Annotated in this window: 16 protein-coding genes; 5 read left to right on the forward strand and 11 right to left on the reverse strand. The window is 53.1% G+C overall.

What is annotated here, in order from left to right:
* The first annotated feature begins 356 nt into the window (after nt 1-356).
* Nucleotides 357-1,859 carry a ribosomal protection-like ABC-F family protein gene (gene abc-f / locus EKM97_RS05030; RefSeq protein ID WP_125571194.1) on the forward strand — a complete coding sequence of 501 codons (1,503 nt, stop codon included), beginning with the start codon at nt 357-359 and terminating at the stop codon, nt 1,857-1,859.
* A gap of 67 nt (nt 1,860-1,926) precedes the next feature.
* Nucleotides 1,927-2,784 carry an NFACT RNA binding domain-containing protein gene (locus tag EKM97_RS05035; protein WP_125571195.1) on the forward strand — a complete coding sequence of 286 codons (858 nt, stop codon included), beginning with the start codon at nt 1,927-1,929 and terminating at the stop codon, nt 2,782-2,784.
* Nucleotides 2,785-2,844: 60 nt separating this feature from the next.
* On the opposite strand, the gene EKM97_RS05040 is transcribed toward EKM97_RS05035, so the two are convergent.
* The 4 genes from EKM97_RS05040 to msrB all read right to left on the reverse strand — a co-directional run bounded on the left by EKM97_RS05040 (nt 2,845) and on the right by msrB (nt 5,818).
* Nucleotides 2,845-3,966: a hypothetical protein gene (locus tag EKM97_RS05040; RefSeq protein ID WP_125571196.1), complete on the reverse strand. Its 1,122-nt coding sequence runs from the start codon at nt 3,964-3,966 to the stop codon at nt 2,845-2,847.
* On the reverse strand, nt 3,959-4,786 hold the full coding sequence (locus tag EKM97_RS05045; RefSeq protein WP_225419214.1) for an ATP-binding cassette domain-containing protein: 828 nt from the start codon (nt 4,784-4,786) through the stop codon (nt 3,959-3,961). Before EKM97_RS05045 ends, EKM97_RS05040 begins: the two co-directional genes overlap by 8 nt.
* A gap of 71 nt (nt 4,787-4,857) precedes the next feature.
* Entirely contained in the window at nt 4,858-5,226 is a 369-nt protein-coding gene (locus tag EKM97_RS05050; RefSeq protein ID WP_125571197.1) for a GntR family transcriptional regulator, read from the reverse strand.
* A gap of 160 nt (nt 5,227-5,386) precedes the next feature.
* Entirely contained in the window at nt 5,387-5,818 is a 432-nt protein-coding gene (gene msrB / locus EKM97_RS05055) for a peptide-methionine (R)-S-oxide reductase MsrB (RefSeq protein WP_164507438.1), read from the reverse strand.
* A 158-nt stretch (nt 5,819-5,976) separates the two neighbouring features.
* Here msrB and EKM97_RS05060 point away from each other — a divergent pair, with 158 nt between their 5' ends.
* Both EKM97_RS05060 and EKM97_RS05065 read left to right on the forward strand, forming a co-directional pair.
* Nucleotides 5,977-6,336, forward strand: a complete 360-nt coding sequence (locus EKM97_RS05060; RefSeq protein WP_125571199.1) for a YxeA family protein — start codon at nt 5,977-5,979, stop codon at nt 6,334-6,336.
* Between the two features lie 177 nt (nt 6,337-6,513).
* Nucleotides 6,514-7,248 (forward strand): Tim44 domain-containing protein, encoded by a 735-nt coding sequence (locus tag EKM97_RS05065; RefSeq protein ID WP_164507439.1) that lies wholly within the window; start codon nt 6,514-6,516, stop codon nt 7,246-7,248.
* Between the two features lie 158 nt (nt 7,249-7,406).
* On the opposite strand, the gene EKM97_RS05070 is transcribed toward EKM97_RS05065, so the two are convergent.
* The 3 genes from EKM97_RS05070 to EKM97_RS05080 are packed head-to-tail and all read right to left on the reverse strand — an operon-like array spanning nt 7,407 to nt 10,996.
* A complete protein-coding gene (locus EKM97_RS05070; protein WP_318530771.1) occupies nt 7,407-8,846 on the reverse strand; it encodes a 6-phospho-beta-glucosidase in 1,440 nt (479 codons plus the stop codon).
* Between the two features lie 23 nt (nt 8,847-8,869).
* Nucleotides 8,870-9,172, reverse strand: coding sequence for a hypothetical protein (locus EKM97_RS05075; RefSeq protein WP_125571202.1), 303 nt, complete (start codon nt 9,170-9,172; stop codon nt 8,870-8,872).
* A 12-nt stretch (nt 9,173-9,184) separates the two neighbouring features.
* On the reverse strand, nt 9,185-10,996 hold the full coding sequence (locus EKM97_RS05080) for a beta-glucoside-specific PTS transporter subunit IIABC (RefSeq protein ID WP_125571203.1): 1,812 nt from the start codon (nt 10,994-10,996) through the stop codon (nt 9,185-9,187).
* A gap of 186 nt (nt 10,997-11,182) precedes the next feature.
* On the opposite strand from EKM97_RS05080, the gene EKM97_RS05085 reads away from it, so the two are divergent.
* Entirely contained in the window at nt 11,183-11,770 is a 588-nt protein-coding gene (locus EKM97_RS05085) for a TetR/AcrR family transcriptional regulator (RefSeq protein ID WP_164507440.1), read from the forward strand.
* A gap of 141 nt (nt 11,771-11,911) precedes the next feature.
* Here the strand turns inward: EKM97_RS05085 and EKM97_RS05090 are convergent, their stop codons facing one another.
* The 4 genes from EKM97_RS05090 to EKM97_RS05105 form a co-directional block, all read right to left on the reverse strand.
* Entirely contained in the window at nt 11,912-12,859 is a 948-nt protein-coding gene (locus EKM97_RS05090; protein ID WP_125571205.1) for a 2-hydroxyacid dehydrogenase, read from the reverse strand.
* A 56-nt stretch (nt 12,860-12,915) separates the two neighbouring features.
* A complete protein-coding gene (locus EKM97_RS05095; RefSeq protein ID WP_225419215.1) occupies nt 12,916-13,587 on the reverse strand; it encodes an EAL domain-containing protein in 672 nt (223 codons plus the stop codon).
* 211 nt (nt 13,588-13,798) lie between these two features.
* Nucleotides 13,799-14,428 (reverse strand): DUF1648 domain-containing protein, encoded by a 630-nt coding sequence (locus EKM97_RS05100; protein WP_125571207.1) that lies wholly within the window; start codon nt 14,426-14,428, stop codon nt 13,799-13,801.
* Complete coding sequence (locus EKM97_RS05105; protein WP_125571208.1) at nt 14,415-14,693, reverse strand: autorepressor SdpR family transcription factor; 279 nt, start codon at nt 14,691-14,693, stop codon at nt 14,415-14,417. The genes EKM97_RS05100 and EKM97_RS05105 overlap by 14 nt, the downstream gene beginning before the upstream one ends.
* Nucleotides 14,694-14,718 lie beyond the last annotated feature (25 nt).

The raw sequence follows: 14,718 nt of genomic DNA on the forward strand, positions 1-14,718 counted from the left end.
CCGACCTTCGGTCTAACCACTATTTTCAATTCCTGCATCCTTGCGGATGAAAGTTTCATGACTTACGCTGACGGACAGCGACAAAGCTTGACACCCACTGTGCAGTCATGGTAAAACCTAAACATCAAGTAAACAAGGAGGCCGCGGCCATTGAAGAACTAAGTCAACCGTCAAAAGCTTACACCGCAAGTAGCCCATTATGGGTGCAGTGTGCCGTTTTGACGTTGACCTAAGTTCTTCGGCCCGGCCCAGTGTCCACCTGCGCCCCCGAAGACTTTTCGGGGGCGCTTTTTGCATTTCGCGCCGCCTCAACGTTAGCGACACCTTCGCGGTGCTCACCACAAGGAGGTACGCATATGTCCACAATTACAATTAGCAATCTGACTTTCAGTTACCCTGGTCAGGACAACCTGTTCACCGCACAAAATCTGGAGCTCGATACTAGCTGGCACCTGGGGCTCGGCGGGCGCAACGGGCGCGGCAAGACTACGCTACTGAACCTGCTGCGCGGCAAGCTGCACACCGCAACGGGCAACATTAATATGCCGGTGCAACCGCTCTACTTTCCGCAAACCGTTACCCACCCCGAACAACTGACCTGGGAGGTCATTGACGAGGTGTCTTCAACTGAGCTCTGGCAAGTGCAACGCGAACTCACTTTGCTCGGTGCGGACGACAGCATTCTGTACCTGCCTTTTGCCAGCCTCTCTGGTGGTGAGCAGACCAAGGTACTACTGGCGGTCGCCTTTGCCGATGAAGCCGGGTTCCCGCTGCTAGACGAACCGACTAACCACCTGGACGCTGCCGGCCGCCAGCAAGTCGCTGACTACCTGCACGCCAAAAAACAAGGCTTCATCGTGATTGCCCACGACCGGCATTTCTTGGATATTGCCACCGACCACACGCTGACCATTGAAAAACAGCAGTTGGTGCTCACCCAAGGGAATTTTAGTGCCTATGAAACGGCCAAAAAGCGCACCGATGCGCGCGAGTTCGCCGACCAGCAGCAGCTGCGCCACGACATCGGCCGGCTCAAGCAAACCGCGGCAAACAAACGCGACTGGGCCATGAGCCGTGAGGGTGATATTCATGGTGATCCGCACGTCAAGGGCAGCGGTGGCACTGGCCACTCTGGTTTTGTCACCGCACGCGCCGCACGCCAGATGAAGAAGGCCAAGAACCTAGAGCGGCGCATGGACAAGGAGATTACGAATAAGGAACAGTTGCTCAAGAATGTCGAATTCATTGATCCACTCAAAATGAACTATGAACCCAACCACCATGAAGTGCTCCTGCGGGTGCGCGAACTGCAGCTGGCCTACGCCGGCGTGCCACTTTTTGCGCCGCTCACTTTTGAACTGCACCGCGGCGACCGGCTTGCCCTGGTCGGCCCCAATGGCAGCGGCAAAAGTTCCATTATTGCCGCCATTCTTGGGCATTTTGGCGGCGAGATTAGCGGTGAGATTGACCTCGCAGAAACTGCCACGCGCTCACTTGTCCGCCAGCAGTACCCGGACAACACCGGGCGACTCCAGGATTTTGCTGACAAGCGGCATCTGAACTACGAAGACTTGCTTAGTAACCTCAAAAAACTCGGTGTTGAGCGCAGCGTGTTTAACACACCGATTGAACTCATGTCCGCCGGCCAGCAAAAGAAGGTCGAATTGGCCAGCAGTCTCGCCACTCCGAGCGGTCTGTACATCTGGGACGAACCGCTCAACTATCTGGACGTCTTCAACCAGGATCAACTCAGCCAGTTGCTCACCACGGTCAAGCCCACCATGCTGCTGACGGAGCACGACACCGACTTTCTGGAGAAAGTCGCAACCAAGACCGTGCGCCTCACGCCACTGAACTAGCTGCGATTTGACCTGACGCGCCGATACCCCTATCGTTAATATCAGTAAGCATCAGGAAGGACACACCATGGCAGACAATTCCGCAGCAACGCACGCCGCACAAGTACAGCGCGCGCTCACCCACCAGATTAATTACACGCAAAAGAAAATCCGCGCACTCACCCGCGCCGTCGCCAAAGTTGACGATTTTGAAGAGCTCCAAGTGGCCGGCACCCTGCTCAAAACTTACGCCAGTCAAATTCAGGGACATCCCGCAACCGTGTCCCTACCCGATTACCGCGCGCAGGGCAAAACGTTCGGCATCCGCCTGGACCCCAGTAAGTCAGTGATGGCCAACGCAGAGGATTACTTCCACCGCTACCGCAAGGCCAAACGCGGACTCGACACGGTTGAGGGCAATTTGCATGCAGCTGAAGCGGAATTAACACGCGAGCAAGGGCAACTCGCCGAGTTCAATCCGGATGACGCTGCCGCAGTCGAAGCGCTCTTTACGCAGTTGCGGGCCGCTGACATTATCAAGGTGCACGCACCCAAGCACGTGGTCGAACCCGCTCATCCCCACCGCTTCTACACCAGCGACGGCGTACTCGTTGAAGTCGGCAAAAACAGTCGCCAAAATGACGAGCTAACGCTGAACGCGCGCAAGGACTACTATTGGATGCACGTGCGTGATTTACCGGGTTCCCACGTGGTCATCCACAGCGCGAATCCATCGCGAAAAACACTGACCGAAGCGGCCATTCTGACCGCTTACTACAGTAAGGCGCGCGGCAACCGCCGTGTGCCGGTGGACCTGCTGCGGGTGAGCCAGATGAGCAAGCCTAAGGGCGCCAAACCTGGTCTGGTGACGTTCAGTGGTAAGGCCAAGACCATTGCCGCCGACGCTGAAGCAGATCTAGTGGCACGAATTCGGCAGGAAGACTGAGCCACCTATACAAAATACCCCCTTATCGTCCAAATTCAGATGATAAGGGGGTATTTTTATTTATGCCTTAAGCTTCAGTTTTGCGTTCCGGCGACTAATCCACCGCCGCCGAATTGAACCGAAGCTGAGAAGACCCCACATGCAAAAACCAATAATCAGCCCCACGAGAACCATGCGGAAGATCGCACCGACAAGTATACCGGAAGTACGGAAATCGTAGTAATCAAACGCATAGGACGAGCCTAGTACCGCCATGATGACAATTAACGGCCACTTCATTGGCGGAAATGCGAGGATATGACTTGTATTCTCACTACTACTGCGTGCAAAAATCGGCGCACCCCAGAATGCGAATACAACTGCACCAATAATCATTACCAGTAATCCCGTTAGCCAATACCGTCCCGGACTGCGGAGTGCAATACCGCCGAATTCAATCGCTCGACTCCAAGTCGGATGCTTAATCGCGGCAAAAATAATCTGTACTGCACCCTGAAAGGCGTCCAATAATACAAAACCGATGATGCCGATGACACTGGTAACGAGCGGATTGCTAAAGATCAGCGCCAGCCACGATGCCGCCGCATACAGTGCGCTATCCGCCACGAGGTTGTAAACCCATATTTGCAGCATTCCGAACACCGTGATGTTCACGTACTGCGCTGGCACCATGGTGAACAACGCGCCAAAGGTCAGCAGATAGAACGCCGTCGTCGCACACAACAATGCACCCAACCCCTGACCAAACCGTTGCCAGTAAATCCGCCGTCTGGCAAAAGGACTGGCGTACAAGAAACGTTCAAACTTGCCCAGTCGATCCCAGGAAACTAGCGCAATGCCCAATGTAGCAGCCAAAATCAACATCATGTAACTCGTGACCGCGCCACTTGATTGGACATTGTACGGGATTGCTTTAGTGCCACTGGTCCCTTCCGCGTTTTCGGTCGTAAAAATCACGGCTTGTTCTTTCATGATTTTGCGGTACTTCTGGTCGTTGAAGGCGCCGCGCTTGCCGTTCTTGTGCTTTGTCGCGGCTGACCGGGCATAGCTTGCAGACTGATGATAATTGTCAATTGTTGTCGTTGTGCTATAAAGGGCACTGCCCAGCGCCAGCACCACGAGCAGTGCGTACACCCAGCGGTGCCGCAGCCACAACATTTTGCCTAACTCATCCTTATGCATTCTTCAGCACCTCCTCATTCTTGGGGTGAATGTATTCCGCTTTGAACAGGTCCACCAAGTCGAGTGCTAACTCTTCCTGCAAGACTGGCTGCGCCGCACTCACCGCCGCCGCAACTTCCGGCGTGTAGTTGGCAAAGACAACCGTCAGCACGCGCCCTTGTGTCGCAATAATTTTACCGGCGCTTTGTACAATGTCTGGCACCTGCCCGACTGGGAAGACCAGCTGCAACTTCACGGCCTGCTGTCGCAGTTCTTCCAACTTGTAGTCGTGCGTGATGGTTCCACCCTTCAAAAATAACACGCGGTCGGCCAAGCCATCTAGTTCTTCCAAGTTATGTGAGGCAATCAGGAAAGCCGTCTGGTGCTCGGCCACTTCACTAATCACCAGTTTCACAATCTGCTCACGCACGATGGCATCCAGGCCATCAAACGGTTCATCAAGCAGGACGTACGGTGCACCACTGGCCAGCGCCAGAAAGATACAAACCAGCGCGCGGTAGCCCTTGGAAAGCTCACCGAAAGTGCGCTGACCATTAAGCTTGTATTCCCGCAACAAGTCGGCATAACGCGCGGCATTAAACTGCGGGTACGCCTGCTGGTAGAAATCCGCGAGTCGCAGCAATGTGTAATGGCCGAAGAACAAGTTCTGCCCGTCAATAAATACCATTTGTGCCCGCAACTCCGGCCGTTGCACAGTATCCTGATCATCAATCTGCACTACGCCGCCGTCCGCAATATACTGGTGCACCAGCGTCTGAAATAATGTCGTTTTGCCGGCACCGTTGCGGCCAACCAAGCCCACAATTTCACCCTTCTGCAACTGGAACCCAAGCTAACGCAAAATCCGTTTGCCGTCAATGCACTTGTCCAAGCGCGCAACTGTTAACCCTGTCATTCCGATACCTCCCCATACTCTTCGTCAACCCATTGGTGCATGGTCGCAGCACTGACACCTTGGGTCCGCGCCTCAATCGCCAGCTCTGTCATGCGCGCACGCAACTGCGCAAGCTGCTCGGCGCTGCCGTCAACCACCGGCGCGACAAACGTGCCCTGCCCCGGCCGCACATACACAACCCCGTCAGCCTCTAGCTGCTTGTACGCCTTGGCCACTGTGTTGGGATTTAGCTGTTCCTGGAGCGCCATGTCGCGCACCGAGGGTAGCTTCTCGTCCGCCTGCAAAATTTGCTGGGTGATCTCCCGTTTAATTTTGAGCACGAGGCGCTCATAGTAAGCCCGCTTACTGCCTTGTTGCCAATCCATCGGCTCATCTCCTCCGTCTTACGTGTACTATTATGCGTAGTACACCGTAAAAACACAAGTCCCCTTTTTGGCTTTGCCGGTCTGTGCGCACACCACACATCATCAAAAAGGCCGCCCAGCATGCGCTGCGGCGACCTTCCTCTTGCGATAATTTTTTTGTTTACGACTCAAACAACTGCTTGTACTCACCGTAGCCTTCAGCATCTAACTTCGCTAGCGGCACAAAGCGCAACGCGGCACCATTAATGCAGTAACGCAAGCCGCCCTTGTCCTGCGGGCCATCGGTAAAGACGTGGCCGAGATGTGAATCGGCCTGTGCGCTGCGGACCTCGGTGCGTTCCATCATCAGGCGCGTGTCGCGCTTCTCCGTGAGCTTGGCGATTGGCTTCGTGAATGACGGCCAGCCGCAACCCGCGTCGTACTTATCCTGCGATGAGAACAATGGTTCACCCGACACAATGTCAACGTAGATACCGGGAACGTAAAAGTCATCATACTCACTGGAAAACGGCCGCTCAGTGGCCGCTTCCTGGGTCACCGCGTACTGCTCCGGTGTTAGTTCTTTGCGCAATTTTGCCTGGTCTTTATCCATACTCATCACCTCTATCGTGATTGTACCCCCGTGCTTATTATTTGTCAGCAAAATAGTGCACCCACGTCACTTTTGTCAGTTTAGAATTTCGTAATCAGACTTTAGTCCGTGGTCGCCAGCGCCGCTTTCCGGCACAATAATAAGCGAGGTGAATGAAGATGAAAAAATTGCTAATTGGGTTAGTTGCCTTCCTGCTAATTGCGGTCGGTGGTTTCAAAATTTTCGAGACCATGTACTATGGTGGCAGCACCTACTACACGCAAATCACAACTGACGGCCAGAAGTTCTACAGCAAGGACGATCAGGGCAACAAGTATCTTGATTACAAGTACGAATTAACTGGGTACGATGACAAAGGATCCGCTCAGAAATTAGACTTTAACGCCAACCGGGAACGTCCGCTCCGGCGCAACGCCTATCTGAAGTTGACTTACAACAAGAACAAGGGCGTTACCAAGTGGGAAGCGGTCGCTAAAAGCGCCATTCCCGATAAGGCATTAGCAAAAATCAATCAGTAAACGCAAACAAGACGTTCGCCGGGACTTACCCGCGGACGTTTTTTCTTTGCGTTTGTCGCGTGTATTTAAAATTAAAATGATATAAATCAAGTTCGCGGGCATATCGAAGTCACAGACCTATGCTACAATGACTCAATCACAAGAGGTCGCGTTCGACCTCGGAACGGAGGCCCCAGGTTGCGTAAACTCGGACGATTACTATTCATACTGACCGTGATGGTGCTGCTGCTTAGCCCTAGCGCCGCGGTTTTGGCGCGCGCCGGCGGCAGTACTGGTGGCGGTGGCGGCGCGACTGGCGGTGGTGGTACTGGTGGCAGTAGCTACGGCGGCGGGGGTTACGGTGCCAGTCGCACTTACCACCGGGTCTACTTTTTCGGCCGTAGCTATGGCTACTACGGCAGCAGTCCCGTTAGTATCATGGTGAGCTTTGTATTCCTGGGCGTTATTCTGTACCCAAATGCTAAGCGTTTCATCCGCCGCAAGCGCGCGGAGTACGCGGCGCCACGGGAAACCGAACCGGCCAGTAAGGAACTCGAAGACGAGTTCAGTGCGCTTTTCTACAAAGTTGAAGAGGCCTGGAGCCAAAATAACCAGGCAACGCTTGAGCAGGTGATGTCCCCACATTATTTTGCCAAGCAAAAACGGATTCTCGACGGCTACCGGCGCCAACGCAAGGCCGACCGGATGGAAAGTGTCGCTATCGTCACAGTTGAAGAAGAGCTCACCGGGCGCGACGACCAGGTGCACATCGCCGTCACCGCTCAGGCGCGCGACTACTTCGAATACTTCGACAAAAACGCCGCCTACAATGAGCATATCCACGATGAAGCCATGATTGAACGCTTCGTCGAAGTCTGGGAAATGCACCGTGAGGATGGCCAACTGATTCTCGATAATATTCGGCAAGTGTAAGCAAAAGCTCCCGTAATCCAGTCATAACTGCTAGGATTACGGGGGCTTTTTGTACGGATGAACGTCATTCTAACAAGCGCCTGCACACTACCGCAATCGCCAGACACCGTCATCTTTTGTGATGGCGCCCAATTAGAGCGTGCAGACTTTCTAGCAGCCTATTCTGGCGTGGCAAGTGACTTTAGACCGTTTGCCGCAATCACCCGCTGATACCAGTAAAAACTGTCTTTGCGAATTCGTCGGCCTGTTCCGTGACCATCGTTATCAAGATCCACGTAGACGACACCGTAGCGCTTCGACATCTGGCCGGTGGAGGCGCTGACAATGTCGATGCATCCCCAAACGGTGTAACCCAGAATCTCAACGCCGTCTGCAATTGCCTGAGCCATGGCGCGGATGTGCGCGTCATGATAGGCGATGCGGTAGTCATCATGTACCTGATTGTCGACGGTCAACTCATCGACCGCCCCCAACCCGTTTTCAACAACGAAGAGTGGCAACTGATACCGATCATACAAAGTGTTCAGCGTAATGCGGAAACCTTCAGGATCAATCTGCCAACCCCACTCACTTGTCTTAAGATAAGGATTCTTGACCGTATCGAAGGCATTTCCCTTCGTTTTGTGCGCACTCACAGACGGATCTGCACTCACGCAGCGGCTGGCGTAGTAGGATAGCGACATGTAATCTACCGTCGTCCGCAACGCTTCACGGTCTGCTTCTGTAATGTCGAGTGTGATGCCCTGCGCAGCTAGCGACTGCAAAATATAGCGGGGATAGCGTCCGCGAACTTGCACGTCGCTGAAGAAGTACTGTTCCCGATTCTTCTTCAGCGCAAGCCACACATCATCTGGGTCACAACTATACGGATACACGTCTCCCGCAGCAAGCATCCCTCCAACCATGTTCTGCGAATCAATTTCGTGTGCGAGCGCAACGGCTTTCGCAGAGGCTACGAGTTGGTAATGAGCCGCCTGATAACTGATCGCAGTTCGATTTTCGCCCGGTGCGAAGCTTAGGCCACCACCAACGAAGGGTAGGTGCAAAATCATGTTCATTTCATTGAACGTAATCCAGTACTTCACCTGACCGCGAAACTGTTCAAACAATACGCGGCAGAGCCGTAAATACAAAGTAATCATTTCTCGACTGCGCCAACCACCATACTTCTTGATGAGCCCAACTGGTGTATCGAAATGATCAATAGTTACTAAAGGTTCGATGTTGTATTTACGGCAGCAGGCGATAACGTCCGCGTAAAATGCCAATCCAGCCTCATTGGGCTCCCGCTCATCGCCCTCGGGAAAAATTCGCGACCAGGTGATTGAGAACCGGAAGACCTTCGCCCCCATCGCGGCAAGCTGGGCGATGTCCTCGGCGTAGTGATGATAAAAATCGATGCCTTGATGACTGGGATAATAAGTCGTATCTGGCTGGTAATGGCTTAATGCATAGTGCCCGTTTAACATACACTTGAAGCGATCTGGTCCCGACGGTAATAAGTCGGCCATACTGAGTCCCTTACCGTCAGTGTGTACGGCTCCCTCACTCTGGGCGCCGGCAATTGCGCCGCCCCACAAGAAGTTGTCAGGAAACATGCGGTTGTCCTCCTTCATGATAACTAACGACAAGCAATCTGTTCAACGGACACAATAGCCGACATCGGAAACCCTGCCATGTCCGCCTTAAAATCGTCGCTTTCCATATACAGGTCATTCTGCTTCTCAAGTGACCAACCTTCCTCAACGTGCACAAGCGCAAAAACTCGACAGTTAGCGTCAGCATCTTCCGGCTGTTCGAGCGTTACCCCATCAACTGCAATGTGGTACTTCGGCAGACTAATTAAGTGGCGCTGCCAGTGTTTTTCGTAGTAAAGCGTTGCTTGTGCCTGGTCCGTAATGGTGTAAATACGTAGTTGCTTCATTGTGTTTTCTCCTTATTTTTCCAAACGAATAACTGATGTCGCCGCATTCACAGTCACCTGATTCTTCTGCGTGGGCTTAACGGTCTTGAACGAGTCAGCGTTTGTGATGATTTCCATCACGGTGTCATCGTGTCCCGCATCAGCGATAGCCTGCCGATCAAATGTTCCAAGTAACTGACCGCGTTTGACGTGGTCGCCTTGTTGCACTTGCGTGGTGAAACCCTGGCCGTTCATATCAACGGTGTCAATTCCGATGTGAATCAAAATTTCTGCCCCAGCGGTTGTCCGCAGTCCGTACGCGTGCTTCGTACCGAACACCATCACAACTTCCCCGTCAGCCGGTGCAAGTACCTGCTTGTTCTGAGGTTTGATGGCCACACCCGGTCCCATTGCGCCGGATGAGAAACCCGCATCATTAACTTCACTCAATGCCATTACAATACCTTCAACGGCTGCCCCAATTACGTTCTGATTGTCTTCCTGCTCCGGCTTCCAAATAATTAGAGTCATCACAAAGGCGATAGCAAACGCAATCACCATCCCGATGACGGCATTCAGCAAATTCGTCCCAGTGCGAGCAAATAACGCTAGCGCCAACACACCAGGGCTCGCCAATGCAGTCGCAACTACGTGGGTCAAACCAAAGTACAGTCCCCCTACGGCACCCCCAACCATTGCGGCATAGAGCGGTTTCTTCAGCTTCAGATTGACCCCGTAGAGCACGGGTTCGGTAATACCAAGTACCGCCGTAACCCCTGTGGACAGCGCGGTCGCTTTCATCTTCTGATTTCGAGCCCGGAAGGACACTGCGAGCCCCGCACCTGCCTGAGCCAAGTTGGCGACCAACCCGGATGGGGTGAAGAAGGAATCGTAACCGAACGTCGCAATGGACTGTAGGGCAATTGGGAAGAGTGAGTAGTGCATTCCCAGCATCACAATCAGTGGTGAGAACGCACCCATCAAGGTTGGCGCAAGCCAAGGCACCGTTTCGTTCAGGAAACGGATTACGTCACCGAGGTAGACCCCAATGTACGCCCCTAGTGGGCCGAGAATCGTCAACGCCAGCACGCTCATTACGATGATAGACACCGTCGGCACTACGAACATCGCCACAATTTGCGGCAGATGCTTCTTCAGGAAGTGCTCTAGGTAGGACTGCACACAGACAATGAGCAAAATCGGGATTACGCTTGAAGCGTAACTCACTGGCTTTACTGGCAGTCCCAGCAGGCTAATTGCGTTTCCCTTCGTCACCATTGCGGTAAAAGTCGGGTGTAATAGCACGCCCGCAATCACCACTGCAATGTACGGGTTTGCCCGCAACTTTTTAGCCGCGGAGAACCCCAGAAGGACAGGCAAAAAGTAGAAGCATGCATCCGCGATTGCAGACAACAGCTCATATGTCTGACCCGTCTGTGGCAACCAGTGCAGCGCAACGAAAATCGCCATAAATCCCTTCAGCAATCCCGCCCCAATGATTGCTGGCAGAATTGGGGTAAAACTACCCGCAATGAAATCCAGTATGCGGCTCCACACGTTTTTTTGCGGCTGAGATGGTGCGGCTGTGGCCGTGGCCGCGGTTTGGGCACCATCCTGAAAGTATGCATAAACTTCACCGACCGCTGGTCCAATGACAACTTGAATCTGGCCGCCCTTGTCAACAACTTCGATGACGCCTTCGATTTTCCTCAACGCGTCAAAATCAACCTTCTGTTTATCCACGACAGTGATGCGCAGGCGCGTCGAACAGTGTGTCATGGTTTGAATGTTCTCTGTTCCACCAATACCGCGTTTCACGGCAGTGGCAATTGCTTCATAATCCATGTGCCTAACCTCGCCTTTCAACTTGATACTCTATTAATAGCATGCGAGCGCTTTCTTCGGCACCAGCGGTTATTTCGGAAAAGTTGTTTATGCAACAGATTAGCCTTAAAAGTTGCTTAACCAACGCTTCGCTTGAAAACGGTGCGGATGAACTGTATTCTCAAGCTAACTAGGGGAGGTATGGATATGACAACAGATTTACGCGTTATCAAAACAAAACGTGCCATCCGTCAGGGATTCCTGGCCTGCGTTCAGGCCAAGCCGTTCTCCTCAGTCACCAACAAAGACCTTACAACGGCGATGCAGATTAACAAATCGACGTTTTATCACTATTACCAGGACAAATACGACCTGCGTGAACACGTGATTGACGGTGCCCTTGCCCATTTTGCCAGCGTTGTTGACGTGTCATACATCAATCTCGCCCCAATCGAACTTGTGCAGTACGAGCGGGAGTTACCAGCCGCGTTGCGCCCCATTCATGAAAATCGTCAAGAGCTTCTGACGTTCTGGTCACCAAACATGGAAAGCAATGTCTTCGACCGAATGCAGCAAATTTTTGTCGACAAGGTGCTCAATGTGCTCCAATCAGCGCACCCGAATTCACCGGAAAATCCCTACGACTTACTCCACGCCCGCCTTTTCGCTAGTTCTGCAATGCAAGTTGTTAAGTGGTGGCTGGAGGTTACCCCAACGACAACGCCGGCAGAAGTAGCCACATTGATTGTGACCCACCTGAAATCCGGCATGTACCATGGCGATTTGCGTCCATAAGAGTCAGCTCCAGTCAAAACAGGAAACTGTGGCAAAAACAGCTGATATCCAAAGAAAGGCAAGTAAAAATCCTGAATCAGGATTTTTACTTGCCTCGTTTTTTATACTCAGGAGAACTTCTGATGATTACTCATGTGTTGCTTAATTTACCCGGTTAATCGGCTTGCCTGCAAACCAGGCCTGAATGTTGTCGCGCACCATCCGTACCAGCCGCTGCCGTGTTTCCAACCCGCGCCAGCCGATATGCGGCGTCACGATGACATTCGCCATGTCATAAAGCGGCGAATCGTCGGGCAAGGGTTCCACTTCCTGGACATCTAAACCAGCCCCAGCAATCGTACCAGCCTGCAGTGCTGCAACTAAGGCAGCCTCATCGACTAAACCGCCGCGCGCGGTATTGATTAAGAAGGCCGTTGGCTTCATCAATTGCAGGGTTGCGGCGTTGATCAAGTGCGTCGTCGCCGGCACCAGTGGCACGTGTAAGGAAACAAAATCACTATTTTGCAACATGTCGGCTTGCGTGGTGAAGTGAATACCCGGCTGATCCGGCCGCGGCGTGCGGGTGGAAACCAGTACCTGCATCCCCAGCGCCTGCGCCCGGTGGATCAGTGCCTGACCAATGTGGCCAAAGCCGACGACCCCCAGCGTTTTACCGGTGAGTTCAATGTGCGGCACCTGCAAGTGCTTGGTGAAGTTGTCGTGGTTGCCAGCCGCGAGCATCCGCAACTGGACCTGCAGCGAGCTGGCCAGACTCAGCATCAACATCAGTGCCGTATCCGCCACGCGGTCAGTCGAGTAGGCGGCAATGTTCGTCAGCGCAATACCACGCGCCTGCAGTGCCGCCAGGTCATAGTTATTGTAGCCAGTCCCCCCTTCAACGCACATCTGCACCGTCTCCGGCAACTGCGCAATTTCGGCGGCACCCATCGGCATTTCCTTTGTGACCACAATGGCGGCACCGGCCGTCCGCCCGGCAATTTGCTCTGGGGCGGTGGTCGCATATACCGTCACGTCATCCGCAATCCCATCGAACCCCGCTTGGCCGTCATAGTTAACAACACCTGCGTTTAACACCACTACCTTTTGCATGTTGCCTGCTCCTTTCAAAATAAAAAGGGCACTGCCACTTGGCAATCCCCTCTTGGCTACTTGCTGCCACTAAACATCGCGGGTTCTTGGGGCTTCGAGAAGTAGTAACCCTGGCCGCGGGTGATACCGTACTGCGTCGCCAGTTGAATGTCATTGCCGTCTTCGATACCTTCAAAAGTAAAGAGCATCTGTTGCTCTTCAGCCTGCTCAAACCAAAAGCGTAAGGATTCAATGGCTTCCGGTGAAGCAGTAGTGCCCGGCTTGCGCATGTTCTGCAGTGCAAACTTAATCGTGTTGACATACGGCAACAACCCGCGAATTTCATTGAACTTGTTGTCCGAGCCAACGTCATCGATGGCAATCAAAATGCCGGCAGCGCGGTAGCCCACGCCGACTCGCCGCAAGGTCGCCAAGTCCGGACTGTCCACGAGTTCAACGGTCAGTTGCCGCGGCTGCATATGCATCTCGACGTATTCGGTCAACGCCCGCATGACGTTAACGTCCGCAAACTGCGCGTTCGTCAGGTTGATACTAACCCGCCGAATCGACAGTTTCGCCAGTGCATCCCCGAGCAGACTGATCATTGTCTGGGCGTCAATGTCAAAATTAGCGGGCACCCGCCACTGCTGCGCATCTTCATGCCACTGGCGCAGCAGCAGTTCGTAGGCAATCACGTGCTGAGTGCGAATATTTTCAATTGGTTGCGCGAAATAGCAAAGTTTTCCCACGTTTTCGTCTTCCATTCTCGATGTGCTGGTATGAGCCTAGTGCCAAAATGCCAGGTTTCCGCGCGACCACACGCGAACAACCAGCTCAGGCTCATTGTTAGTACCGGATACTTTTCTATTGTCTAATATAGCATTTCAGCGCAATAAAGTATCAACTGCCGAGAAGTTTGCACGTTTTTAACGGGTGCTTGCAGAAAATTTTACGTGTCTATTACGCACGCCGCAGATAGGCAACGAGCGGCCAAATTATCATCACTGCGACGATGACGGCGAGAACCACAACGGATGTTGCGCCACTGAAGAACAATGACAAAAGCAGCGCAATCCCGCCGCCGACCATCACGTAAGCAAAAATACGCGTGTACTTACGCCAATCCTGACCCTTGAACAGTTTCGTGTAGGGGTGCCAGCCGTAACTGTAACCCTGCGGTACGGTTGGTAAGTAGTTACCCATCAGAGTGAACATGATGCCCATAAGCAGTACCGCAATTCGCCAGATGTTCAGCTTCGTCCCGAGGTTGTACTGAATGGTGGTGATATACATGACAATGGTGATAACAGGGATAATCCAGTTCGCAAGGCGTTCAAACCGCGGGGCTGCCTGCTTACCGCGAGAGGTGTACAAAATGACGAGCTGCAGCACCACCATCAGCAGCGGCAGTCCAAACACAGCAATTGGCCGGCTCATGTAGCCGTTCGGCTGATTACCGACGCCCCAGTGCGTCGCCATGCGAGCTGGCAGTTTGCTGTACATTGCCACACCGTAGACCATCGGCAGTAGAATTGCTGGCAATGTCATCAGTAGTGTCTGCCAACGTTTGCGGTCATTATTTTGACTCATCTTCGCCACCTCCAAGACTGTAAATCCAACCCAACACCTCTTCGAAAACCGAGGTGTTCAGGCCGTAATAGATAAAATTCTGCTCTTTGCGTACGGTGATCAATCCGGCTTCGCGCAGCAACTTCAAGTGGTAACTCACCGTTGCCTGCGTGAGTTCAAACTGCGCGGCAATTTCGCCAGCCGAGTGATCGCCTTGCTTCAGCATATCCAAAATCTGCCGGCGTACCGGATCGGCAATTGCCTTCAGCGTTTTATTAATGGCCATCGCGGCGCCTCCGTTCTGTTTAGAA

Origin of the sequence: Lacticaseibacillus songhuajiangensis (genome assembly GCF_003946025.1) — a bacterium.
GTDB lineage: Bacteria > Bacillota > Bacilli > Lactobacillales > Lactobacillaceae > Lacticaseibacillus > Lacticaseibacillus songhuajiangensis.

Excerpts from the sequence above, each read along its gene's own strand:
- abc-f (WP_125571194.1), top strand. The coding sequence starts at position 357 with ATGTCCACAATTACAATTAGCAATCTGACTTTCAGTTACCCTGGTCAG.
- EKM97_RS05035 (WP_125571195.1), top strand. The coding sequence starts at position 1,927 with ATGGCAGACAATTCCGCAGCAACGCACGCCGCACAAGTACAGCGCGCG.
- EKM97_RS05040 (WP_125571196.1), bottom strand. The coding sequence starts at position 3,966 with ATGCATAAGGATGAGTTAGGCAAAATGTTGTGGCTGCGGCACCGCTGG.
- EKM97_RS05050 (WP_125571197.1), bottom strand. The coding sequence starts at position 5,226 with ATGGATTGGCAACAAGGCAGTAAGCGGGCTTACTATGAGCGCCTCGTG.
- msrB (WP_164507438.1), bottom strand. The coding sequence starts at position 5,818 with ATGGATAAAGACCAGGCAAAATTGCGCAAAGAACTAACACCGGAGCAG.
- EKM97_RS05060 (WP_125571199.1), top strand. The coding sequence starts at position 5,977 with ATGAAAAAATTGCTAATTGGGTTAGTTGCCTTCCTGCTAATTGCGGTC.
- EKM97_RS05070 (WP_318530771.1), bottom strand. The coding sequence starts at position 8,846 with ATGTTTCCTGACAACTTCTTGTGGGGCGGCGCAATTGCCGGCGCCCAG.
- EKM97_RS05075 (WP_125571202.1), bottom strand. The coding sequence starts at position 9,172 with ATGAAGCAACTACGTATTTACACCATTACGGACCAGGCACAAGCAACG.
- EKM97_RS05080 (WP_125571203.1), bottom strand. The coding sequence starts at position 10,996 with ATGGATTATGAAGCAATTGCCACTGCCGTGAAACGCGGTATTGGTGGA.
- EKM97_RS05085 (WP_164507440.1), top strand. The coding sequence starts at position 11,183 with ATGACAACAGATTTACGCGTTATCAAAACAAAACGTGCCATCCGTCAG.
- EKM97_RS05090 (WP_125571205.1), bottom strand. The coding sequence starts at position 12,859 with ATGCAAAAGGTAGTGGTGTTAAACGCAGGTGTTGTTAACTATGACGGC.
- EKM97_RS05100 (WP_125571207.1), bottom strand. The coding sequence starts at position 14,428 with ATGAGTCAAAATAATGACCGCAAACGTTGGCAGACACTACTGATGACA.
- EKM97_RS05105 (WP_125571208.1), bottom strand. The coding sequence starts at position 14,693 with ATGGCCATTAATAAAACGCTGAAGGCAATTGCCGATCCGGTACGCCGG.